Source organism: Streptomyces prunicolor (assembly GCF_045162825.1).
Classification (GTDB): Bacteria; Actinomycetota; Actinomycetes; order Streptomycetales; family Streptomycetaceae; genus Streptomyces; species Streptomyces prunicolor.
Map to the genome: position 1 here is coordinate 10,528,628 of NZ_CP108676.1, position 23,710 is coordinate 10,552,337.

At 69.1% G+C, this 23,710-nt stretch carries 20 protein-coding genes; 10 read left to right on the forward strand and 10 right to left on the reverse strand.

Features of this window, described 5'->3' with window-relative positions:
* Nucleotides 1–32 precede the first annotated feature (32 nt).
* From OG588_RS47585 to OG588_RS47610, 6 genes are all read right to left on the reverse strand, one after another.
* Complete coding sequence (locus tag OG588_RS47585; RefSeq protein ID WP_405952749.1) at nucleotides 33–2,765, reverse strand: alpha-mannosidase; 2,733 nt, start codon at nucleotides 2,763–2,765, stop codon at nucleotides 33–35.
* Between the two features lie 29 nt (nucleotides 2,766–2,794).
* On the reverse strand, nucleotides 2,795–3,601 hold the full coding sequence (locus OG588_RS47590) for a carbohydrate ABC transporter permease (RefSeq protein ID WP_405953398.1): 807 nt from the start codon (nucleotides 3,599–3,601) through the stop codon (nucleotides 2,795–2,797).
* Between the two features lie 77 nt (nucleotides 3,602–3,678).
* A complete protein-coding gene (locus OG588_RS47595; protein WP_405952750.1) occupies nucleotides 3,679–4,626 on the reverse strand; it encodes a carbohydrate ABC transporter permease in 948 nt (315 codons plus the stop codon).
* Nucleotides 4,627–4,633: 7 nt separating this feature from the next.
* A complete protein-coding gene (locus OG588_RS47600) occupies nucleotides 4,634–5,968 on the reverse strand; it encodes an ABC transporter substrate-binding protein (protein ID WP_405952751.1) in 1,335 nt (444 codons plus the stop codon).
* Nucleotides 5,969–6,224: 256 nt separating this feature from the next.
* Nucleotides 6,225–7,232 carry a LacI family DNA-binding transcriptional regulator gene (locus OG588_RS47605; protein ID WP_405952752.1) on the reverse strand — a complete coding sequence of 336 codons (1,008 nt, stop codon included), beginning with the start codon at nucleotides 7,230–7,232 and terminating at the stop codon, nucleotides 6,225–6,227.
* 119 nt (nucleotides 7,233–7,351) lie between these two features.
* Nucleotides 7,352–8,605 carry an ROK family protein gene (locus tag OG588_RS47610; protein ID WP_405952753.1) on the reverse strand — a complete coding sequence of 418 codons (1,254 nt, stop codon included), beginning with the start codon at nucleotides 8,603–8,605 and terminating at the stop codon, nucleotides 7,352–7,354.
* Between the two features lie 139 nt (nucleotides 8,606–8,744).
* Here OG588_RS47610 and OG588_RS47615 point away from each other — a divergent pair, with 139 nt between their 5' ends.
* The 4 genes from OG588_RS47615 (at nucleotide 8,745) to OG588_RS47630 (ending at nucleotide 13,296) form a co-directional block, all read left to right on the forward strand.
* Complete coding sequence (locus OG588_RS47615) at nucleotides 8,745–10,031, forward strand: MFS transporter (RefSeq protein WP_405952754.1); 1,287 nt, start codon at nucleotides 8,745–8,747, stop codon at nucleotides 10,029–10,031.
* Nucleotides 10,032–10,089: 58 nt separating this feature from the next.
* Nucleotides 10,090–11,526: a carboxylesterase/lipase family protein gene (locus OG588_RS47620; protein WP_405952755.1), complete on the forward strand. Its 1,437-nt coding sequence runs from the start codon at nucleotides 10,090–10,092 to the stop codon at nucleotides 11,524–11,526.
* A gap of 69 nt (nucleotides 11,527–11,595) precedes the next feature.
* Nucleotides 11,596–12,192: a hypothetical protein gene (locus tag OG588_RS47625; protein ID WP_405952756.1), complete on the forward strand. Its 597-nt coding sequence runs from the start codon at nucleotides 11,596–11,598 to the stop codon at nucleotides 12,190–12,192.
* A gap of 180 nt (nucleotides 12,193–12,372) precedes the next feature.
* Nucleotides 12,373–13,296 carry an expansin EXLX1 family cellulose-binding protein gene (locus OG588_RS47630; protein ID WP_405952757.1) on the forward strand — a complete coding sequence of 308 codons (924 nt, stop codon included), beginning with the start codon at nucleotides 12,373–12,375 and terminating at the stop codon, nucleotides 13,294–13,296.
* Nucleotides 13,297–13,302: 6 nt separating this feature from the next.
* Here the strand turns inward: OG588_RS47630 and OG588_RS47635 are convergent, their stop codons facing one another.
* Entirely contained in the window at nucleotides 13,303–14,196 is an 894-nt protein-coding gene (locus OG588_RS47635) for a helix-turn-helix transcriptional regulator (protein WP_405952758.1), read from the reverse strand.
* 97 nt (nucleotides 14,197–14,293) lie between these two features.
* On the opposite strand from OG588_RS47635, the gene OG588_RS47640 reads away from it, so the two are divergent.
* Together OG588_RS47640 and OG588_RS47645 are read left to right on the forward strand one after the other, a co-directional pair.
* Nucleotides 14,294–14,992, forward strand: coding sequence for an SDR family NAD(P)-dependent oxidoreductase (locus OG588_RS47640; protein ID WP_405952759.1), 699 nt, complete (start codon nucleotides 14,294–14,296; stop codon nucleotides 14,990–14,992).
* Nucleotides 14,993–15,128: 136 nt separating this feature from the next.
* On the forward strand, nucleotides 15,129–16,907 hold the full coding sequence (locus OG588_RS47645) for an FAD-binding dehydrogenase (protein WP_405952760.1): 1,779 nt from the start codon (nucleotides 15,129–15,131) through the stop codon (nucleotides 16,905–16,907).
* Nucleotides 16,908–16,976: 69 nt separating this feature from the next.
* Here OG588_RS47645 and OG588_RS47650 read toward each other — a convergent pair whose 3' ends face one another.
* Together OG588_RS47650 and OG588_RS47655 are read right to left on the reverse strand one after the other, a co-directional pair.
* Entirely contained in the window at nucleotides 16,977–17,633 is a 657-nt protein-coding gene (locus OG588_RS47650) for a maleylpyruvate isomerase N-terminal domain-containing protein (RefSeq protein WP_405952761.1), read from the reverse strand.
* Nucleotides 17,634–17,695: 62 nt separating this feature from the next.
* Nucleotides 17,696–18,421 (reverse strand): TetR/AcrR family transcriptional regulator, encoded by a 726-nt coding sequence (locus tag OG588_RS47655; protein ID WP_405952762.1) that lies wholly within the window; start codon nucleotides 18,419–18,421, stop codon nucleotides 17,696–17,698.
* A gap of 214 nt (nucleotides 18,422–18,635) precedes the next feature.
* Between OG588_RS47655 and OG588_RS47660 the strand changes: the two genes are divergently transcribed.
* Genes OG588_RS47660 through OG588_RS47670 form a run of 3 tightly spaced genes read left to right on the forward strand, consistent with a single transcriptional unit; the run spans nucleotide 18,636 to nucleotide 22,286 of the window.
* Nucleotides 18,636–20,855, forward strand: a complete 2,220-nt coding sequence (locus OG588_RS47660) for an MMPL family transporter (protein WP_405952763.1) — start codon at nucleotides 18,636–18,638, stop codon at nucleotides 20,853–20,855.
* Nucleotides 20,856–20,901: 46 nt separating this feature from the next.
* Entirely contained in the window at nucleotides 20,902–21,354 is a 453-nt protein-coding gene (locus OG588_RS47665; RefSeq protein WP_405952764.1) for a MarR family winged helix-turn-helix transcriptional regulator, read from the forward strand.
* Nucleotides 21,354–22,286 (forward strand): NADP-dependent oxidoreductase, encoded by a 933-nt coding sequence (locus OG588_RS47670; protein ID WP_405952765.1) that lies wholly within the window; start codon nucleotides 21,354–21,356, stop codon nucleotides 22,284–22,286. Before OG588_RS47665 ends, OG588_RS47670 begins: the two co-directional genes overlap by 1 nt.
* 12 nt (nucleotides 22,287–22,298) lie before the next feature.
* Here the strand turns inward: OG588_RS47670 and OG588_RS47675 are convergent, their stop codons facing one another.
* Nucleotides 22,299–23,261, reverse strand: coding sequence for a GlxA family transcriptional regulator (locus OG588_RS47675; RefSeq protein WP_405952766.1), 963 nt, complete (start codon nucleotides 23,259–23,261; stop codon nucleotides 22,299–22,301).
* 115 nt (nucleotides 23,262–23,376) lie between these two features.
* On the opposite strand from OG588_RS47675, the gene OG588_RS47680 reads away from it, so the two are divergent.
* A complete protein-coding gene (locus tag OG588_RS47680) occupies nucleotides 23,377–23,673 on the forward strand; it encodes a putative quinol monooxygenase (protein WP_405952767.1) in 297 nt (98 codons plus the stop codon).
* Nucleotides 23,674–23,710 lie beyond the last annotated feature (37 nt).

The window sequence follows — 23,710 nt, forward strand, 5'->3', positions numbered from 1 at the left end:
AGAACGGGCGTATTGCATTCGATCACGGCGGCCTACCGGAGCACGAGGCTGTGGATCTCCCATGGGCCGAGGACGAGTTCGAGCGCGTCCTGGACCTGGGTGCGGGAAATCGTCCGGCCCAGCAGATCGACCGTGGCGGCCTCGCTGAACGACCCCGTCACACGGACCGTCGTCGCCGCTCTGTCGCTCATCGCGGTCAGCCGTACCTCGGTACCTGACCCGTGCTGGTCGTCGGTGACACGGCGGAGGGCCGAGACGAGAACGTCCTCGCCGTCGACCCGCAACCCGACGGTGTCGGGCGGTAGTTGACCCCCTACTGGTGCCGTCCCGCGGGTGACCAGTACGTCGTTGCGGAACTCCTCGGCGAGGGCGACCGCGTGCGCGTCACGCCAGCCGGTCGCCGAGGGGACGACGGCGAACCGGTTCTCGATCCGCATTCCGAGGTCCTGCGCACCGGGTACGGGGATCTCGCTCGCCGCCGGTTCGTCGCGCAGGGGGTGGATGTTGACACTGATGGAGCCGATCGCGCGCAGCAGCGTGATCGCGAGTTCGGAGCCGTCGCCGACGAGTTCGTACTCGCTGGAGTGGTCGAGCAGGACGTTGGCGGCACCGGCCGACACGAACGAACCGGCCGGGAACGTCGGCAGCGGATACTCGCCCCAGCCGCCCTCGGCGGTCAACCCGCGCTCGGTGACGGCGAATTGACCGGCCGACGCGGAGGTGGCCACCGGCTCGGGCAGCGGTACGTGGAAACGCAGCCGGTGATCGGCGGACTGGTTGAGGAAGGACGTGGAGACTCGTACGAAGGGCTCGCCCGCCCGCACTTCCACGAGCGTCTCCACCGGCGTCGGCACGCTCCGTTCGTCGCGCACATCACGGTCGGCGGAGAGCGCGACCGGCCACGCGTAGACACGGGTGACCCGCAGCCGTGCCCGCAACGGGCCGTTCTCGACCAGCTCGACGGTGATCTCCGTCGGCTCCGACACGAGGACGTCGTGCGCCGGGGGAGCGTAGTTGTAGCTGTCGCCCCGGTCACCGCCGTCGACGAGGCGGCCGACTCCGTACAGCACGGCGCCGTCCGGTCCGGTCAGATCCAGCGTGCCGTCGGCGGCTACCGCGACCTCGACCAGGCCGTTGGAGAGGGCGCGGTCCGTCGCCGTGGCGGGCGCGTGCGAGGGTACGGCGACGGAGGCGCGGTCGCTCGGCTCGACCCGGAAGGATGCCAGCCCGGAGGCGGGGACGTTCACAGGGACGAGTGCGGTGGCCCGGGCCTCCTCCAGCGTCAACACCCCCCACTCACCCGGATGTTCGGCCGCTGCTGTGGCGACCTCGCGGCGCAGGATCAGCAGGTCGAAAGGCCCGCTGGTCGGCACCTCGGCGAGGTGGAACACGAGGGCGCCGGGGGTGAGTTCGTAGTGGTCGATCTGGCGGCCGAAGAGTTCGCGGCGGTGGATGCGGCGCAGGACGCGTTCGAGTTGCGAGGCGTCCATGCGCTCGTCGCTGAGGACGGTCGGCGCCTCGGAGATCAGTTGGACGGGAGCTGTCGAGCCGTCGGCGGTGGTCGCGATGAGCCCGCTTCCTTCCGGCGGGGCCACGACGTCCACCTCGACCAGTACCGAGCGGTCGAACGGCAGCGGGTTGGCAACCAAATAGCCGTCGCTCGGGACCAGTTCGGCGGGATCGGTGAGCGCCGCGTCCCGTACGGCACGCGCTGTCTGTGCGGCTTCGGCGAGGCGGGCGGCGACCTGGTCGCAGGTCTCGTCGGTGCCGGAGCCGACGACCGAGTCGTGCGCGGTCGACTCGATGATCTTGTGCCAGGCGAGGTTCAGGAACGGCGCGTCGTCGCGCCGGGACCAGAGGGCATTCATGCGCTCGGCGTGGTCGATGGTGCGCTCCGCGACGGCCATCCGCTGCTTGAGCCCGAGCCGCACGGAGAGCACGCCGGGGAGGATGTTGCCGCGCACATGGCTGCGCAGCTCACCGGTGACGGCGGGGGACACCTCGTCGCGGACGTGCTTGCGGAGGTACTCGTCGAGGGTGGCGATGGTGATCGCGCGACCCTCTTCCGCGGCTTGCCTCAGCCAGGACGCCAGTTGGGGGTCGGGTGCGTTGTGGTCGGTGCCGGCCATCGCCAACACCGGGTCCCCGCCCCAGCGTTCGGCCGTCATCTCGGCGTAGTCGCCGAGCGCGCGGCCGATCCGGTCGGGTACGAGCAGGACGTCGAGGCCGTTGTCGTAGCCGTCGAAGAGGAACTCGGTACGGACCTGGGAGCCGTCCGGCGCACGCCAGTTGAAGGCGTGGCCGTCGACCGAGCCGGGCACTCCGCGCCACAGTGCCGCGTGTTCGATACCGGCGCGGGCGAGGATCTGCGGCATCTGCGCGACGTGGCCGAACATGTCCGGCAGATAGCCGATCGGCATGGCGCCACCCAATGCGGCCGCCGCCGCCCAGCCCATCTGGAGGTTGCGCACGATGGTCTCGCCGGAGCAGAGGAACTCGTCGAGCAGGATCAGCCACGGCCCGACCGCGAGCCGGCCCTCGCCGACCAGGGCCGCGACCCGCGCGCGGTTCTCCGGCCGCATCTCCAAGTAGTCCTCGATCGCGGCCATTTGACCGTCGACGGTGAACCGGAAGTCCGGGTCCGTCTCCGCCGTCTCCAGCACGGTGTCGAGAGCGGCGACGAGCCGGTGCCGGAACACCTGGAAGGGCTCGTACCACTCCCGGTCCCAGTGGAAATGGGGCACGAACACGGCGGAGTCGGTCATCGCGAGTGGCACCTTCTGTGCGGGGACGGTCACTTGAGGGAACCGGCGGCGAGTCCGGTGCGCCAGAACCGCTGGAGCAGGACGAACAGGATGATCACGGGCACGATCGACACCAACGAGCCGGTGATGACGGACTCCTGGAGGAGTGGGGCGCGGGCCGTCTGGCCGTTCCACTCGTAGAGGCCGAGGGTGATCGGGAAGAGGGACTCCTTCTGGAGCATCACCATCGGCAGGAAGAAGTTGTTCCAGATGGCGACGAACTGGAACAGGAAGATCGTCACCAGCGAGGGCGTCATCAGCTTGAACGCCACCGAGAAGAACGTGCGGAACTCACCGGCACCGTCAAGACGCGCCGACTCCAACAGCTCCTGCGGGACAGCCGCGTTGGCGAAGATCCGCGCGAGATAGACACCGAACGGGCTGACGATGCTGGGCAGGAACACCGCGAAGTACGTGTTGACGATGCCTGTCGCGGAGAACAGCAGGAACAGCGGGAGGGCGAGCGCGGTGGTCGGGACGAGGACGCCGCCGAGGATGACGGAGAACAGGAACTCCCGGCCCCGGAACCGGAACTTGGCGAGCGCGTAGCCGCACAGTGCGGAGATCAGCGTCCCGACGGCCGCGCCCAGCACCGCGTAGATCACGGTGTTGACGGCCCACCGGCCGAAGATGCCGTCGCTGCGGGTGAACAGGACCCGCAGGTTCTCGAACAGGTTGAAGTGCGAGAACGTCAGGCCGTTGGTGGCGGCGAGGTCGCCCTGCGGCTTGGTGGCGGCGACGATCAGGAAGTAGATCGGCAGCAGGAAGTAGAGCGCCAGGAGGAGCATCAGGGCCATGGCGGCCGTACGGCTGACCTGGCTTTCGCGGTTCACGGAACGGCTGCTCGTGGAGAGGCTGTTGATGGTTCGGTTGCTCACAGGCCGGCCCTCTTCGACGTCAGTCGCATGAACCCGAAGCTCAGGACGAAGGTGATGACGGCGATGACCACGGAGATCGCCGCGGCCTGCTGGTAGTTGTTCCCGGAGGCCACCGCGTAGGCGAGCATGTTCGGCGTGAACGTGCTGGAGATGTTCGAGGAGATCTGCCGCAACACGGCCGGTTCGGCGTAGAGCTGGAGGGTGCCGATGATCGAGAACACCGTGGTGAGGATGATCGACGGGGCGATGATCGGGACCTTGATCTGCCAGGCGATGGCCCAGTTGCTCGCGCCGTCGAGCTTGGCGGCCTCGTACAGCTCCTGCGGGATCGACTGCAGCGCCGAGAACATGATCAGCATGTTGTAGCCGGTCCACAGCCAGGTGGAGATGTTCGCCGCCGACCACAGCACGGCACCTGGGCCGAGGAAGTCGGGGTGGAGCCCGATGCCGTTCAACAGGTCGACGACGGGGCTGAGTTGGGGCGAGTAGAGGTACGACCACATGATCGCGGCGATCACACCGGGTACGGCGTACGGCATGAACGCGGTGATGCGGAAGACCGACTTGAGCCGCAGCAGGGGAGTGTCGAGGAGCAGCGCGATGACCAGCGCGACGAACAGCATGACCGGCACCTGCACGATGCCGAACAGGCCGATGCGGCCGATGCTGGACCAGAACTCGCTGTTCTGGAAGACCTTCTCGTACTGGTCGAAGCCGCCGAACGTCGTGTACGAGGTGCCGTACTGGCCGCCGGTGCGGCGGACGACGCGGACGCTCTGCCACAGCGCGTAGCCGACCGGCACCAGGTAGAACAGCACGAACGGGAGGAAGAACGGGATCACGAACGCGAAGATGGTGCCCGCCCGGGGGCCGCCGCCGTTGAGTCGGCGACGGCCCCCGGGTGACTGCACCACGCGCGTCGGGCGAGTGGCGATGTCGGTCATTGCGCGGTCACTTGCCCGCCGCGGCCGGGATCGCCTGGTCCTTCATGGACTTCAGCGCGGCTGCCTGCGCCGTCGTCAGCGCGTCGTAGAGCGTGCCGTCGCCGGCCGCCGCCTTGGCCATCGCGTCCTGGAGCGCGAGGTTCACCGTCTTCTGGGTGGGTCCCCACGCGAAGCTGGTGTTGATCTTCTTGGACGAGTCGGCGAAGACGTCGAAGATCTTCTCGTTGTTGTAGTACGGAACTCCCTTGGACAGCGCGGGCAGTTGGAGCCCCGCGTTGGCCGCCGGGTAGAGGCCGCCCAGCTGGTTCTCCAGGGCGAGGGCCTCGGGGTCGGTGTTGAGCCAGGTGTTGAACTTGACCGACTCGTAGAGGTGCTTGCTGCCCTTCATGAACGCGACGGTCGAGCCGCCCCAGTCACCGGACGCGCTGTTCGAACCCCACGTCGGCATCGGGACGATCGTCCACTTCCCGGACTGCTTGGGGAGGTTGTCGCGGAACATGCTGTAGCCCCAGGCGGCGCCGACGTAACTGGCGATCTGGTCCTTCTGGTACGCGGCGTACATCTGCGTCGAACCGTTGGCGAGGTCGGTGCGCACGAGCTTGCCGGAGATCAGCTTCTGCCAGTAGTCGGCGACCTGCTTGCTCTGCGCCGACGCGACCGTGACCTGCCACTTGTCGCCGGAGTAGCTGTACATCTGGGAGTCGTTCTGCCAGAGGAGCCCGTTGAACCACTCGGCGTTGTTCGGGTCGAAGAACGTGATGTCGAGCTGGGAGTCCGCCTTGTGCAGCTTGGCCGCGGCGGCCGCGTACTCGTCCCAGGTCGTGGGGATCGCGATGTCGTACTTCTTGAAGATGTCGCTGCGCACATAGAGAGCCATCGGGCCGGTGTCCTGCGGCAGGGCGAACACGCCGGTGTTGCCGAAGCTGGTCTGCGACCAGGTCCACGGCACGAACTTCGACTTGGCGGCGGTGGCGGCCGAGCAGGCGGAGGCGTCCACGAAGGCGTTCTGCGTACGGAGGTTGGGCAGTTCGTCATAGCCGACCTGCGAGAGGTCGGGGGCCTTCCCGGCCTTGAGGGCGTTGCTGAGGGTGCCGTACTGGTCGTTGGAGATGTTCTTCGTCTCGACCTGAATGTTCGGGTTCTTCTTGTTCCACAGGGCCACGACCTTGTCCATGCCCGGAACGGTGTTCCAGTACTGGAGGGTGACCTTGCCCTTCGCCGGTGCGCAGGAGGCCGCGGATGTCTTCGTCGACGGCGAGGACGACGAGCATCCGGCGAGTACGGCGACACTGGCGGCCACGGCTACGGCGCCGAGGCGGATGCGCGATCTTGTGCTGCTCATGGTTTCCGTTCCAGACAACGACTAGCGGCGGTGCTAGGCGGCTCGATGCTGATCCCGAGGGCGGGATGCCTTCTGGGTGGAAGGGACGTGGGCACACCATTTTCCCGAGGTCTAAGAGCGTCCCGTGAGCGCTCCCGTGAGCGCTCACGGGAATGCTTGCAGATAGACCTCGACATGCATTTTGGAATGTTCGGAAGTCTGCGCTTCGGCCCGGGCGAGTGTCAAGACATTCGGACCGGATGCGCACGGGTGGCGGTCAGGCGGAGCCGCTCAGCCGCAGTTCACCCCGTACGACCAAGTCGTCGGCCGCAAGCGCTTCCCCTCCGGAGAGCAGCCGCGCGACCTGCTCGATGGCGAGTGCGCCGAGCCGGCGGGTGTCGAGGGCGACGCTGGTGAGCGGGGGCTCGACGAGTGCCCCGAGCTGCAGACCGTCGAAGCCGATGACCGCCAGCTCCTGCGGGATGCTCCGGCCGAGGCGGCGGGCCTCGCGCAGGGCGCCGATCGCGATGATGTCGTTGAACGTGAAGACCGCGGTGACGTCGGGATGGTCGGTGAGCAGTTCCCTGAGCGCCGATCCGCCGCCGTCGGCCGTCTGGTCCGCGGGGACCATCAGACCGGCCTCGATCCCGTGGGCCGTGGCGGCCGTGGTGAACCACTCGTGCCGGATGCTCGGTTCGGCCCGGGTGTGGTGGTCGAGCATGCCGATCCGGGTGTGCCCTTGCGCGACCAGGTGGGCGACCGCGGCATGGACCCCGGCCGCGCCGTCGATCTGGATCGCGCTGAACCGCGTGCGCTGTTCCCGGCCGATGAGCACCACCGGCATGCCGCGCGTGAACTTCTCCAGTTCGCTCTCGGGACAGCTGAAGTAGCCGATGACCGCGTCCACTTGGGAACTGATCACCTGGAGCGTGCCGAGCTCCTCCTCCGCCCGGTCCCCGGTGTCGTACACGACGACCTGCCAGCCCCGGGTCCTGGCCGCCTCCAGCGCGGCGGCGGCGACCTCGGTGAAGAACGGGTTGAGCAGATCGGGGATCACCAGCCCGATGGTCATCGTGTCCTGCCGGACCAGACCCCGGGCGAACCGGCTCGGGCGGTAGCCGAGCGCGCGAGCGGCGTCGAGCACCCGCTGTTTGGTGACGCTGTCGATCTCGTCCTTGTCGTTCAGCGCCCGTGACACCGTCTGCCGGGACACCCCGGCGGACTTGGCGACGTCATTGATCGTGATTTTCCGGGGTTCCGTCCCCGTTGCCGACGGCACCACCATCGCCCACCTCCCGCTTCTCGCGAACGCCGGTGCGCGCGCAGAGCCCGAGTATGCATGTACGAGGGCGGCCGTACGAAGCGACGACCGGAAGCCGGGAAGGCGCCGGCGAGGATGCCGGGCTACTGGGACGGCACCGTGACCGGGGTCCGGGGGAGCGCCGGAACGCCGGTGGGATCGTCGAGGAGGGCGTCGCGGCAGGTCTGGAACGCGCCGCGCAGTGTCGCCTCGCCGCCGAGGACGCCGAAGGTGATGGCGGGTTGCATGTCGGGTGCCAGGGCGCGGCGTCCGGCGAGGCGTGCGTCCAGGCCGGGCCGGAGCCAGGAGGCCCAGGTGGCGAGGTATCCGCCGAGGATGATCTCGCCGGCGTCGGTGACACCGGACACGCCGAGGACGGCGGCGCCCAGCGCGTGCCCGGCCGCGTCGAGCGCGGCGACCGCGGCCGGATCGCCCGCGCGCAGCCGGCGGTCCAGCTCGGCCAGCGCCGCCTCGCCACCCTCCTCCTCGGCCACGGCGTCCAACCCGGCCGCGTGGATGAGGGGTTCGGGACCTATGTACATTGCCAGGCAACCCCGTGTGCCACAACGGCAGTCGGGACCGTCGAGGGCGATCGGCAGATGTCCGATCTCGCCCGCCATGCCGTGACTCCCGCTGTGCACACGGCCGTTGACGAGCAGCCCGCCGCCGACTCCGGTGTCGGCCTTGATGTAGGCGACGGTGTCGGGATGCTCCACGCCCTGGGCCGCGAGGGCGTGGTACTCGGCCAGCGCTGCCATGTTCGCGTCGTTCACCACGTCAACTGGGCAGTCGAGCAAGGGCAGTTCGGCGGCGACCAGGGCGCGCAGGTCGGTGTTGTGCCAGCCGAAGTCGATGGCTGCGGCGACGAGATGGGCAGGCCCGACGACCGGTCCGGCCATGGCGACGGTGAGTTGGGCGAGGTGGGCGTGTGGTGTCGCGTCCCGTACCGCGGCCTCGGCCGACCGCACCACGCAGGCGATGACCGCGGCCAGGGCGAGCGGATCGCCGTACGGCGCGTGGTGGGGTGCCGACTCGCGGTGCAGGACGTGACCCTGGAAGTCCGCCGCCATCACGTGCACGGACTCAAGACTCACCTGCGCGGCGAGTACGACCACGCGCTCGGGGACCAGGCGCAGCAGACGCCTGGGGCGGCCCCGCCCGGCGGACGGCACGGAACCCGCCTCGGCGACCAGACCGCGGTCGATGAGCTCCGCCACCAGCGCGGTGACGGTGGCGTGCACCAGTCCGGTGCCGACCGCGACCTCGGTACGGGCGCACGGCCCGTGGGCGTCGAGGTACCGCAGCACGAGGCCCAGATTGCGGCGTCGTACGTCGGCGGAGTCGGCGGGGGCGTTCACGTCAACGATTGTGCCCCCGCCTGACGGGATCCGGACATGGTGGCGAAGATATTTTTTTTCGACTCTTGAAATAAATAAATCGGCGTGGCCATACTCCCGGCACCGGCAACGGTGCCGGTCCGTCCCCGTGGAGGCGTCCTTGTCCGCTTCGACCTCTTCCGCCCCCGCCACTTCCCGTACGGACGACACCCTGGGCAGCTCCCAGGTGAACGTCCTGATGTGGTCGATGGGTGCGGGATTCGCCGCTCTCTACACCGCTTACGCCGGTCTCGTCGTGGTTCTGCTCCCCGCTCAGATCCAGAACCTCGACGCCGCCGCGAAGGAATCGAACCTCGCTCTGGTGACGATGACCTCGTCGATCGTCACGCTCTTCGCCCAGCCGATCATCGGCGCCATCTCCGACCGCACCCGAGGCCGCCTCGGCCGCCGCACCCCCTGGATGCTGTTCGGCGCCATCGGCTCGACCCTCTCCCTGCTGGCCATCTCGCACGCCACCACCCTGCTCTGGCTCACGCTGATGTGGGTCGCCGTCCAGGTCCTGTTGAACGTCATCCAGGCCCCGCTCACCGCCGTCATGGCCGACCGCGTCGCCCCGCGCCGGTTCGGCATCGTCTCCGCCTTCGTCGGTCTCGGCTCCAACCTCGGCGCCACACTCGGCGTGATCCTCGCCGCCCGCTACGCCGGTCAACTCGGCCTGGGCTACGGCGTGATAGCCGCGATCGTCCTGGTCGTCGTGCTCGCCTTCGTCCTGCTCAACCGCGACCGGACCCGCCCCGAGCCGCCGGAGCCGTTCTCCTGGCGGGAGTTCCTCACCGGCTTCTGGGTCTCGCCTCGCCAACACCCCGATTTCGCCTGGGCGTTCGTGGCCCGCATGACCTTCATCCTCGGCTACTGGGGAGTCGCCACCTATCAGCGCTACGCCCTCCAGGACTACGTCGGCCTGGACGGCGGCGCGGTGGACAGCGCCCAGCAACTGATGTCCGTGCTCGCCTTCGTAGGCACCCTCGCCGGCGCCATCCCGGCGGCGAAGATCTCCGACCGCACCGGCCGCCGCAAGATCTTCGTGATCGGCGCGTCGGTCCTGCTCGCCCTGTCCATGGCCATCCCGCTGGTCAGCCCCACACTGCCCGCGATGTACGCGTACGCGCTGGTCAGCGGCATGGGATTCGGTACGTACATGTCGTTGGACATGGCCTTGATGACCGAGGTCCTGCCCAAGGGTGCGGCGGCGGGGAAGGACCTGGGCATTCTCAACATCGCTACCAACATCCCGCAGGCCCTGGGCCCGATCATCGCCTCCGTGCTCATCACCTCGTTCGCCGCGGGCTCCGACAAACTGCCGGGCTACCGTGTCCTGTTCGCCTTCGCCGCCGCCGTCGTACTGATCAGCGCGCTCGCCATCCGGCCGATCAAGGGCGTCAAGTAGCAGGTCGGGTATCGATCACCATCTCCCGAACCCCCCACCTCCACAAGGAAGTTGATCCGTGCCCCAGTCCGTACTCGCTGTCACGTCCCAGGGTCCTGTCCTCGGGACGTGGCAGCACGCCACCGCCCGCTTCCTCGGCATCCCCTACGCCGAGGCCCCCGTCGGCGACCTCCGCTTCGCCGCCCCCGTCCCGACCAAGCCGTGGACCGAACCCCTCGACGCCACCGAGTACGGGCCCACCGCGCAACGCCGCCCCTTCATCCTCGACGGCCCCACCACCATCCCCGAACCGTCGATACCGGGCGACGGGGTACTGAACCTCAACGTCTTCACCCCGGACCCGACCCCGGGCGCCGACCTGCCGGTCCTCGTCTGGATCCACGGCGGCGGCTATGTCGCCGGATCCGCCGCCAGCCCCTGGTACGACGGCTCCGCCTTCGCCCGCGACGGCATCGTCCTCGTGTCCATCGGCTACCGGCTCGGTATCGAGGGCTTCCTCCACCTCGACGACGCCCCCGACAACCGCGCCGTGCTCGACTGGATCGCCGCACTGGCCTGGGTACGCGACAACATCGACGCGTTCGGCGGCGACCCCGGAAAGGTCACCATCGCCGGCCAGTCGGCGGGGGGCGGTGCCGTACAGACCCTGATGGCCACTCCGTCCGCGCATGGCCTCTTCCGCGCCGTGATCTCCCAGTCCGGCGCCGTCAAGTCCCCCCAGCATCGCAGCGACGCCCTCGCCGACTCGGCCCGCCTTACCGAACGCACCGGCGTCCCCGCCCTCGCCTCCGCCCTCCGCGACCTCACCGCCGACGAACTGCTCGCCCTCCAGGACGCTTTGGCCACACCCGAGGCAGGCCTGACTCTGGCGCCTTTCGCGGACGGGGAGTTGATCCCGGTCACCGTGCCCGACGCCTTCGCGGAGGGCAGCGCCGCCGCTGTCCCGCTCCTGCTCGGCTTCACCCAGCGCGAGTTCTTCCCTCCGGCCGGGAGCACGCCAACACCCGTACCGACCGAAGCCGTTGACGCCATGCTGATCGGTCACGGCCTGGGCCCCGACGCCGTGACCCTGTACACAGCCCTCCAGGACCGGGCGGACCCGTCACTCCGCATGGGCCAGGCCCTGACCGACGCCATCTTCCGCGGCCCGTCCCTCGCGCTCGCCGAGAACCACGCCCACCACGAACTCCCCACCTGGCTCTACCACTTCACCTGGGGCAGCGCCGCCCACTGCGTGGAGATCCCCTTCGCCTTCGACCTCCTGGACGCCGAACGCGTCACGGCGGCGACGGGCCCGAACCCGCCTCAGTCCCTCGCGGACGCGATGCACGGCGCGTGGGTCGCCTTCATCCGCGACCTGGACCCGGGCCCGAACTGGCCCCGCTACACCAACAAGCGCCGTACGACGATGACTTGGGACACCGTCCCGGAGGCCCTGGACGACCCGCTGAGCGCTGAACGCCGTATCTGGACCATGTCACCGGACACGCCATGAACCGGCTGGACGTCCTCCACCGCCACGGCGAGCCTATGCTGCGCTGAGATGAGGCGACGGGAGGCGTGTATGCACAGGCCCGGCATTCAAGTGCTGGTCAGGACGGCGGTGACGGTGTCCTCGATGATCGCCGCGGCGGCATGCTGTGGTCATCAGGACCCGGCGACGACAGCCCCTTCTGTGAGCGCCTCCCCGGATTCCTCCGTGTACACCGCCGAGTTGGAGAAGAGCGACCTCTCCTGGAGCGGCAGCCCCAGCCCGTACAACGCCGTGGTGAAACTCGACGACGGTCGCCGCGTAGCCATGCACTACCTGCGTGGCAAGGGGCTCGTCGAGCAGCACTACAGCCCCCGGGCGAAGGCCTGGACCGAACCCAAGGTCATCTACCGGACCAGGACCGACGCATGCCAGGGCATCGAACTGCGCACCAAGAACGGAACCGTCGCGGCGATCGCCGACTTCGGGTCCTACTGCTACGACGGTGAACCGCCGACCGAGTCCATCGCGGCCGTGGGGGTCAACAGCCTCACCGAGTGGAGCATCAACGTCACGAAGAACTTCGACGGTTGGGAGCGGGCGTCCGTCTCCGCCGACGGGCAGCAGGTCGTTTTCGGGAAGGGCACTACGCTCCGCTGGAGCAGGGCCGACGGGTTCGAACGCAAGTAACCGGCCTTCAAGCCGGAGGAGCCGACTCCGGTAAGCATCATCAACCCCGTAAGCACGACGACACCACACCTGTCCCCAACTACGCCTCCAGAGAAAGGGCTTGCCGCCGTCACTCGGTGGCTGGCACGATCGCTGCCTTCCTCACCCCGAGCAACGGGTGGCGGTCATCTAGGAGGTCCGGTGTCCAAGCGGTGGCTGTTCCTGTCGGCGGCCGCGGTGCTCATCGTCGTCTCCCTGGCCCTGGTGCTCCTGCCCGGCCACAAGGACGACGAGACCGTGAAGGCCGAAGCGGGACGCGCCGTGACCGAGCCCTCCGCGACCAGCTCCAGTCCGGCCAACTTGCCGTCCCCGAGCGGCACTTCGACCGCCTCCGCACGGGCGACCGCCGCATCGAAGAAGCCGTCGGCGACGCCGTCCGCCCATGCGACCACCAAGCCGGCCGCTACGTCTGCCACGAAGACCGGCCAACAGGCCTCCGGCAGCGCCTCGTTGGCCGGACGCATCCGCCCCGGCGTCACCTACCGAGGGGTCGCCACCTTCTACGACGCGGACGGCGGCGGCGCCTGCATGTACGACCCGAGCGGCGACGTCATGACCGGCGCGATGAACTCCACGGACTACGAGTCGTCGAAGGCATGCGGGGCGTACGTGCTCGTCCACGCGGCCAACGGCGCGACCATCACGGTCCGCATCACCAACGAATGCCCGGGGGACTGCGCCCCCGGCCAGATCGACCTCAGCGCCCAGGCCTTCGCCAAACTCGCCGCCCCTTCGGCCGGCCGGATCCCGATCACCTGGAACCTGGCGAGCCCCAGCACCTCCGACACGATCTCGATCCGCTACAAGACCGGTTCCACCCGCTACTGGTGCGGCATCCAGGCGATCGGCCACCGAAATCCCCTGGCCCGCCTCGAAGTTCGCGCGGGCAGCGGCTGGCATCAGTTGGAGCGCACCGACTACAACTACTTCCTCTCCGAGGACGGCAGCGGCTGCGGCGGCGCGCTCAGGCTCACCGACATCTACGGCCAACAACTCACCGTCCCCGCACTCGCGGTACGAGCGAACGTCACGCAGCCCACGCAGGTCCAGTTCGCCAAGCACTGACCCGCCTCAACCGGTGGGCGCGCGCAAGCTGTCACCGGCCAACGTCCGGCGCAACTTCGTCTCGTCCGAACTCCCGGGCGCCGCAGTCAGGATGACGATCTTCAGGTCCGAATCGCCGTCCGTCAGGACGTCACAGTCCACATCCACCGGTCCGACCTCGGGATGCTCGACCGTCTTGCGGTCCTCGCGATGCGCGGCGACCGTGCCGCTCGCCCACAGCCGGGCGAACGTCGCGTTGCCCGCGGTGAGTTGACGGACCAGCTCCGTCAAGCGCACGTCGTGCGGGAAGCGACCGGTGGCGCGGCGCAGATCGGACACGATCGCGAGATCCGAGGCCTCGCCGTTCCGCACCAGCACCGGCCATGAGGCGATACGGACGTCACGTACGCCGTCGCCGGAACCGACCGGGAACCGCTCGCGGGCGAAGTTCCGCTGCTCGGGCGGCTTGGCCGACGGGTCACCCAGCAGCGCCGCCCACCCGGGGTTCCACCAGATCAGCTGCCAGTCGGCGGCGAACACGGCGACGGCGACGTCCCCGAGCCGGTTCAGCACACGATGCACCCCTGACGGCAGGTGATCCGGGATCGGCTCGTCGTTCGGCGGGACCAGCCCGGCCATGCGGTAGAGGTGCTCCCGTTCCACGGCGGTCAGCTGGAGCGCTCGCGCGAGCGAGGCGACGACCTGGGCCGAGGGCGCCGTGGACCGCCCCTGTTCCAGGCGCACCACGTAGTCCACCGACACCCCGGCCCGCTCGGCGAGTTCCTCACGGCGCAGCCCGGCCGCACGCCGGGACCGACCGGACGGCAGCCCCACGTCCGCCGGGGACAACCGCTCCCGCCAGGCACGGATCGTCGCACCCAGCCCCATTCCGGTCCCTTCATGCGTCGCCATGCCTTCCATCTTCCACCCCCAACCCCCAACCTCCGGTCCTGGTACTGCCGTTCCTACGGTCGAAGCGTCCCTGGCAGTGCTCCCACGCGGTGGGGACGATGGCCGCATGACCACCACATTCATCACCGGAGCCAACAAGGGCCTCGGCCACGAGACCGCCCGCCGCCTCCTAGCCCTCGGCCACACCGTGATCGTCGGAGCCCGCGACGAGGAACGGGGCAAGGAGGCCGCCGCCGCACTCGGTGCGCGGTTCGTCCGTATCGACGTCACCGACGACGCCTCCGTCACCGCCGCCGCGGCCGATGTCGCCGCGCACGAAGGCGTCCTCGACGTCCTGATCAACAACGCCGGTGTGCACGGCCCGCACGGCGACCCCGCGGACCTGACCGGCGCCGACGCGCTCGGCGTGTTCGACGTCAACGTCTTCGGCGTGGTCCGCACGATCACCGCGTTCCTCCCCTTGCTGCGCCGCTCACCGGACCCGGTGATCATCAACGTCAGCAGCGGCATGGGTTCGCTCGCCATCACCCACGACCCCTCGCGGATCGAATCGTCCGTCGTCGCGCCGCTCTACACCGCGTCCAAGGCCGCCCTCACCATGCTGACCACCCAATACGCCAAGGCACTCAAGGAGGTTCGCGTCAACGCCGCCGACCCCGGTTACACGGCGACCGACCTCAACGGCCACAGCGGCCCCCAGACGGTCACCGAGGGAACCGACGCGATCGTGCGCCTAGCGACGGAAGAACCTGGTGCGGGCTCGGGCCGTTTCATCGACCGCGACGGCCCGCTCGCCCTGTCCTGAACCTCACTCACGCAACACGGCCGACACAGCTTGGTTTCCCTAGGTGCTACCGGCGGTAACAACTGTGGTGTCGCGGCACGTTCCACGTGTCGGACACATCTCCCGCACCTCCCGTACCTGACCCGGAAGGCACCCCATGGAGAACTCGGCCCCCACAACGATCAGCCGACGAAGAGCCCTGACCGTGGCCGGCGGTGTCGCCGCAGGTGCCGCCCTCGCGGCGCACGCGGTACCGGCGTTCGCGGCCGACGCCTCGTCAGCCGACGCCATCGTCGTCGGACACGGCCTCGCCGGTCTCGTCGCGACCGCCGAACTGGTCGCCGCAGGAAAGAAAGTGCTGCTCCTGGACCAGGAACCCGAGTCCAACCTGGGCGGCCAGGCCTTCTGGTCCTTCGGCGGACTGTTCCTGGTCGACTCCGACGAGCAGCGGCTCATGGGCATCAAGGACACCCAAGAGCTGGCGTGGCAGGACTGGTTGGGCACGGCCGGCTTCGACCGCGGCGTCGACGACCCGATCGGCCAGGACTACTGGGCCCGCAAGTGGGCCGAGGCGTATGTGGACTTCGCTGCCAACGAGAAGCGGTCCTGGCTCTACGGCCTCGGCATCCGCTGGTTCCCGATCGTCGGCTGGGCCGAGCGCGGCGGCGGCCTCGCCGACGGACACGGCAACTCGGTGCCCCGCTTCCACGTCACCTGGGGCACCGGTCCGGCCGTCGTCGAGCCATTCGAGAAGCAGGTGCGGGCCGGGGTCGCCAGCGGCAAGGTGACTTTCAAGTTCCGGCACCGCGTCGACGAGATCGTCCGCACCAACGGCACCGTGACCGGCGTGCGCGGCGCCATCCTCGAACCCAGCACCGCCCAGCGCGGCAAGGCCACCTCCCGCACGGTGGTGGGCGACTTCGAGCTCAACGCCCCTGTGGTGATCGTGACTTCGGGCGGCATAGGCGCCAACCACGATCTCGTACGCCAGAACTGGCCGGCTCGGCTCGGCACCCCGCCCAAGACGATGATCACCGGTGTGCCCGCCTATGTGGACGGCCGGATGCTGGGGATCACCGCGTCGGCGGGCGGCCGTATCGTCAACCCCGACCGGATGTGGCACTACACCGAGGGCCTCAGGAACTACGACCCGATCTGGCCCAACCACGGCATCCGCATCCTCCCGGGACCGTCGTCGATGTGGTTCGACGCCACCGGCAAGCGGTTCTCCGCCCCTGACATGCCGGGCTACGACACCCTCCACACCCTGGGCTCGATCACCGCGAGCGGCTACGACTACTCGTGGTTCGTCACCACGAGCAAGATCATCGCGAAGGAGTTCGCGCTCTCCGGCTCGGAGCAGAACCCGGACCTCACCAACAAGGACATCCTGATGCTGCTCTCGCGCATCTGGCAGACGCCGGAGCCGATCGAGAAGTTCAGGAAGAACGGCGTCGACTTCATCACCGCCACCACCCTCTCCGAACTGGTCCTCGGAATGAACAAGCTCACCGGCGACGGCCTGATCAAACTCGCCGACCTGCAACGGCAGATCGAGGCCAGGGACCGGGAGATCGACAACGCGTACTCGAAGGACGCCCAGGTGATGGGCATCCGCAACGCCCTTTCCTATCCAGGGGATTCACTCAGCCGTACGGCCGCGATCCACAAGATCCTCGACCCGAGCGCCGGGCCGCTGATCGCCGTCCGCCTCAACATCCTCACCCGCAAGACCCTCGGCGGCCTCCAGACCGACCTCTCGGGCCGCGTCCTGGATGCCACCGGTAAACCAGTTCCCGGTCTGTACGCGGCCGGTGAGGTCTCCGGCTTCGGTGGCGGGGGAGTGCACGGCTACCGCTCGATGGAGGGCACCTTCCTCGGTGGCTGCCTGTTCTCCGGCCGCCAGGCGGGCCGCGCGGCGGCTGCCGCGCTCTGACCGGCCACGGCAGCTGTCCGCCCCTCGGTAACTCGGCTCGCTCCGGCCCGAGTTGCCGAGGGGGTGCGACTATCCCAGGACGAGGGGCAACTTGGCGTCCAGGGAGCCCAGTTGAGACTGCTCCTCGCCGGTCGGGGCGCGCCGCCCGGTGCCGACGAGGAGCGCATTCGTATCGGAGAACGACGACGGGAAGGCTGCCCCGGCGATTCTCTCCAGCAACTCCCTTGCACCGGCGAGCACTTCAGTCGACGGCCCCGCCGCGTCCGGGAGGTGCGCGACCAGGTCGAGGTGGTGCAGGGTGGACTCCAGGACGTACGCGGAGAGGTAGTCGCCCGCGGTGAGCACCTCGCCCTGCGTGCTCACCCGCAGGGCGGGATCGGCGAGCCGGGCGGCGCGGCCCGCGGCCGAACCGACGTCGTCCAGATGGAACTTGAGCAGCCAGGGTTCCTCGTACGCGGCGGCCAGCCGGACGATCAACGCGTCGAGCGGATCGTCGCCGGTGGGCGGTGTCTGTGAGACGGCCCAGTAGGTCACCGCGTCACGGGTCGGTTCCGTGTCGGCGGGCGTCACGAGGGTGATCAGCACGTCCTGGGCGTCGATGACCAGATGACAGACCAGGTCCCGCACCAGCCACCCGGCACAGCCCGACGGCCGCGCGAAGCCTTCGTCCGAGAGGTCTGCCACCGCCGCGAGCAGGGCCGTCCACGAGCGTGAGAAGAGATCCACGTCGGCAAGCTAGTGCGACGCCAACGCGGGCTGCAAGCACCGGTGTTCTCAAGTGGACCGTGTCACGGGATCCTGCGGTGGATGTCCGCCAGCAGGTTCCGCATGGCCATGCGGAAGAGCTCGGCCTGATGCTCACCGAGGAAGGACGTGTGCCCGAACACCTCAAGCGCGACAAGGCCGTGCAGGTGTCCCCACGCGCTCATCAGCAGAGCGGTCGCGGGGGAGGGCAGGTACCCCTGGCCGTAGTGCGGCAGTTGCTCCAAGTAGGCCTGGAGCGACGGCGAGAGCACGGGGACCTCGGCCGCGGCCAGTTGTTCCGCGCTGTACCCCTCGAACAGCTCGCGCTCGAAGATCTCGCTCATCCGGCGCGAGGCCTGCGTGGTCGGGCCGTCGGTGGGGGCCACGTAGTCCCGCAGGGGTGTGCCGTAGAGGAGTTGGAAGCGCTCGGGATGGGCGATGGCCCAGTGGCGATAGCCCTCGGTCGCGATCACCAGGCGGGGCAGGTCCGGGTCGTCCGGCGGGGTGTCGACGGCGGCCTGCACGGCATCGGCCAGGTCGTCGTACGCCTTGGTGACGAGCGCGGTGACCAGGGCGTCCCGGCTCGGGAAGTAGTGGTAGAGCGCCTGCACGGTCATGCCGAGGCTGCGGGCCACCGCCCTCAACGACAGGGCGGCGGGCCCGTGTTCGGTGAGATGGCGCTCGGCCGCGTCCACGATCTCCTGCGTGGCGGCGGCCCGGCGCCGCTGGCGCAGTGAGGGCGGGGCGGTCGTGTCTTCGTCGACGGGCATGCACCGACCGTACGACGGCAACTCCCGCCGCGCGTCGCGAAGTTCCAAGATGTGAGGAAAATCTAACACTGCCAAATCTTCTTGCTCCTCACTAACGTCGTGCGCGGCGACGAAGAGTGCCCAGTTGTTCAACTCCGGCTGGTTCGCGCCTTTTTCGCCATATGGGCATCGAACGTATGGACATCAAACGTTCGGATATCTAAGGAGAACAGGCGTGTTTGAACGCATAGCCGAACTGGCGATCCGCCGCTCCCGGCTGGTACTCGTCGTCGCCGTCGTGGCTGTGGCCCTGATGGGCGTCCTGGGCGCCGGCGCGTTCGCCAAGTTGTTGGGAGGCGGCTACGACGACCCGGCCTCCCAGTCCTCCCGGGCCGCGAAGGTCATCGACGAGAAGTTCGGCGGGGAGACGAATCTGGTCCTGCTGGTCCGCGCCGACGAGGGCCGCGTCGACACCCCGGGCGCGCGGCGCAGCGGCCGGGACCTGGTGGCCCATCTCAAGGAGGAACAGCACCTCGAGAACGTCATCTCGTACTGGGACACGGGCAGTTCGGACCTCCGCTCCAAGGATGGTCGCGACGCCATGGTGCTCGCCCATGTGAAGGGCGACGACACCGAGCGGGACGAGAACGCGAAGAGCGTCATCGACGCCTACACCGGACCGTACGAGAAGACGCTCACGGTCCGGGCGGGCGGCGGTGCCGCCGTGACCAGCGACATGGGCACCCAGTCGGCCAAGGACCTCGTCCTGGCCGAGTCCATCGCTGTGCCGCTCACCCTCGTACTGCTGCTGCTCGTCTTCGGCAGCATGGTCGCGGCCCTGCTGCCGCTGGCCATCGGGACCATCGCCATCGCGGGCACCTTCGCGGAGCTGTACGTCCTCGGCAGCGTCACCGACGTCTCCGTCTTCGCGATCAACCTGACCACCGCGCTGGGCCTCGGTCTCGGCATCGACTACGCCCTGCTGATGGTCAGCCGGTTCCGCGAGCAACTCGCTTCAGGAGCAAGCGTGGAGGACGCCGTCCGGCGCACGGTGAGCACCGCGGGCCGTACGGTCGCGTTCTCCGCCGCGACCGTGGCGGCGGCGCTCGCGGCACTCCTGGTGTTCCCGCAGTACTTCCTGCGCTCCTTCGGCTACGCCGGTGTCGGTGTCGTCGTCATCGCGGCCGTCAGCACGCTGTTCGTCATGCCGGCGCTGTTCGTCGTCCTGGGCCACCGGGTCAACGGCGGGCGGCTGCCGTGGGCGAACCGTCGCCGCCCCGCCACCCGTGCACCCCTGTGGGGACGGCTGGCCGGCACCGTCATGCGGCGCCCCGCGCTCACCGCCCTGCCCGTCCTCGCGGTCCTGCTGCTCGCGGCGAGCCCGCTCCTCGGCATCACCTTCGGCACACCGGACGAGCGTGTCCTGCCCGAGGGCGCCACCAGCCGCCAGGTCTCCTCCGTACTGCGCGAGAAGTTCGACGGCAACGAGGACTCCGCCCTCCACATCGTCATCGGCACCTCCGTGAGCAGGACCCCGCTGGAGTCGTACGCGACCGAACTGTCCGGGCTCAAGGGCGTCGTCCGCGTCGAGACCAGCACGGGAACCTACGCCGCCGGACAGCCGACCGCGACCGGCGCCGGCAGCAGCGCCCTCGGCCGCTCCGACGCGCAACAGATCAACGTGGTGAGCACCCTGACACCGAAGTCGGACGAGGCCCAGAGCCTGGTCCGGGACGTGCGCGCGGTCGCCCCGCCGACCGGAACACACCCTCTGGTAGGCGGAGTTGACGCCGTACTCGTCGACTCCAAGCACTCCGTCGGCAGCCGGCTTCCGCTCGCCGTGGCCCTGGTCGCCCTCACCACCTTCCTCCTCCTCTTCCTCTTCACCGGCAGCGTCGTGCAGCCGCTGCGCGCGCTGCTCCTCAACCTGGTCAGCCTGGGCGCGACCCTCGGCGTCATGACCTGGATCTTCCAGGACGGGCACCTCTCCTCCCTGCTCGGTTTCACGGCACAGCCGATGGACGTGTCGATGACGGTGCTGATGTTCTGCATCGCCTTCGGGCTCTCGATGGACTACGAGGTCTTCGTCACCAGCCGGATCAAGGAACTCCACGACCTGGGCGAGGACAACGAGTCCGCCGTGACCAACGGCCTCGGGCACACGGGACGCATCGTCACCGCGGCCGCCTGCCTGCTCGCGGTGAGCTTCTTCGCCTTCGGGACGGCGAAGCTCAGCTTCATGCAGCTCTTCGGCCTGGGCAGCGGGTTGGCCATCCTCATCGACGCCGTCGCCGTACGCGGCATCCTCGTCCCCGCCGCGATGCGCGTGCTCGGCCGCTCGGCCTGGTACGCGCCCGGCTTCCTCCGGAAGTTCCACCAGCGGTTCGGTCTGAGCGAAGGCGGTCCCACGTCCGAGCCCGGACTGGTCGAGAGGGATGCGTCCACAGTGCATTAGCCCTAATATGATTAGAGCTAATGCATCTAGCAGGGAGGGCCCGCTCGTGGACCTGCGGCAAGTGTTCGACGACCTGGTGCGCTTCGAGACCGACCTGTGGAACGGGATCGACGCCCGGCTCCGACAGGAGTGCGACGTGACCCTGGGCGGCCTGAACGTGATGCTCGTCGTGGAGCGCGCGGGTTCCTGCCGGGTGAACGACATAGCCGCAGCCCTCTCGATCACGGTCGGCGGCGCCAGCCAGGCCGTCGACCGGCTGGAGCGGCTCGGCCACTGCACCCGGCGGCCCCACCCCGCCGACCGCCGTTCCTCGATCGTCGAACTGACGCCGTCCGGGCGGGAGTTGGTGGCGGTGGCCGGTCCGGTCCTCGACGGCGAACTCGCGACACGGCTGGCCGCCCCACTCCCGGACACGGCGCTCGGGCACCTGGCCCATGCGCTCGCCGTGCTCCGAGCCGCCACCCCACTCAGCCCAACACCCCTGACGAAGGAGACCTGATGAGCCCCGCACAAGCACGAGCCGTGCGCTTCGACGAGTACGGCGACCGTGACGTCCTCCACGTCACCGAGGTACCGATGCCCCGACCCGCCGCAGGAGAAGTCCTCGTCGAGGTACGGGCGGCCGGCATCAACCCCGGTGAGGCGGCGATCCGTTCGGGCGCGATGCACGAGCGGTTCCCCGCGACCTTCCCGTCCGGCCAGGGCAGCGACCTCGCCGGCATCGTCACCGAACTCGGCCCGGGCGTCACCGACTTCGCCCTCGGCGACGAGGTGCTCGGCTTCTCCTGGCAGCGCTCCAGCCAGGCCACCCACGTCGTCGTACCGGTGTCGCAGCTCATCTCCAAGCCGGACGCCCTGAGTTGGGAGGTGGCCGGCTCCCTCTACGTCGTCGGCTGCACCGCGTGGGCCGCCGTCGAAGCGGTGGCCCCCAAGCCCGGTGAGACCGTCGCCGTCTCGGCCGCGGCGGGCGGGGTGGGCACGGTCGTCGTCCAACTCCTCGCCGTACGTGGCGCGCAGGTCCTCGGCATCGCTTCACCCGCCAACGCCGACTGGCTCACCGCCCACGGCGCGACCCCGGTCCCGTACGGCGACCAGCTCGCCGATGCGCTCGGTGCGGCGGCGCCCGGCGGGATCGACGCGTTCATCGACCTCTTCGGCCCCGAGTACGTCCAACTCGCCGTAGAACTGGGCATTTCCAGGGACCGGATCGAGACGATCATCTCGTTCCAGAAGGCACAGGAACTCGGCACCAAAAGCGCGGGCAGCGCGGATGCCTCCACCCGCGAGGTCCTCACCGAGATGGCCGACCTCGTCGCCTCCGGCCGTATCGAGATCCCCATCGCCGCGACCTACCCGCTCGACGGTGTCCGCGACGCGTTCGCCGAACTGGAGAAGCGGCACACGCGCGGAAAGATCGTGCTCATTCCCTGAAGCGACCTGGCGTCACTTGCTGCCGCGGAGGGCCGACGTGGTCTTCCCGGTGCGTTCGCGCAGAAGCACCCGCAGGGTGTTGGGGTGCTCGTATCCGACCTTCCTGGCGATGGTCTCCAGGGACAGGCCGGTGGTGCGCAGGAGGTGTGACGCGCGTTCGATCCGCAGGTCCTGGACGAAGCGGATGGGAGATGTCCCGACCGTGCGCTGGACGGAGCGTTGCAGGGTCCGCTCGCTGACGCCGATGGCTCTGGCCGCCTCGGGGATGGTGATGGGCTCGGCGAGATGCTCGCGGGTCCAGACCTCGAAGGCCGCGACGGTGGGATCGCTCTGGGCCAGCGCGCTGGGAATGGTGTACGCGGCCTGCGAGGGGCGTTCGTCGACCACGAGATAGCGGGCGACCAGGTCGGCGAGCGCGGGGCTGCCCGCCCGGACGATCGACAGTGCGAGATCGACATGGCCGAAGGCCGCTCCGGCGGTGGTGATGCCTTCGCAGCTGATGACCATCTGGCTGTGATCCACCACGACTTTCGGATACCTGTTCCGGAACACCGGCGACAGCCACCAGGTCGTCGTGGCGCGCACGCCGTCCAGCACGCCCGCCTCGGCCAGCAGGAAGGTACCCGCGCATGCCGAGGCAATCGGCGTGCCCCGCACCCGAGTTCGCGTGATGAGGTCGCGTACGGGACGGGACACGTCACCGCCGACATGGTCGAGCAGCGCCGAAGCATCGCTCTCCCCGAGCGCCGGTACGACCAGGAGGTCCGCCGTCTCGGCCGCGTCCAGCGGCTCGGGCGCCACGACGAGCCCCGCGCGGGTCCGCACCTGCGGAGCGGGGCCGACCAGTGTCACGTCCCAGGTGGGCGCCGACTCGTGGATCTGCCCGCCCAGCGCGTTGGCGTTGCTCAGCACGTCGAGGACCACGGAGAGCCCCGAGTCGAACACCCCGTCGTAGACGACGACCGCTACTCGCATGGCGGGAACACTATCAACCGTGTCGTTTCTGCCGCTGATGTGATCACCGGCCGCCACCATAGGTTCGTGGTGCGCCGGGATTCCGGCGGTACGTACGCAGCAAGGAGTGGTCACAGTGAAGGTCGGTCTGTTGGTACGCATCGAGGCCAAGCCGGAGTACGCCGACGAGGTGGAGGCCATGCTGCGCGGCGCACAGGAGTTGGCCGAGCAGGAGGAGGGCACGGTGACCTGGTTCGCGTTCCGTGAGGACGCCACCACCTTCGGGGTCTTCGACACCTTCGAGGACGAGCAGGGTCGCCAGGCACACCTGACGGGCCGGATCGCCGCGGCACTGGGGGAGGCGGCACAGACGAAGCTCAGCGCGCCCCCGGTGATCGCCCCGGTGGACCTGCTGGGGGCCAAGGTCTCCTGATCCGAGCGGACGCCGGTCCACCCGGTTTCGGGGAGGC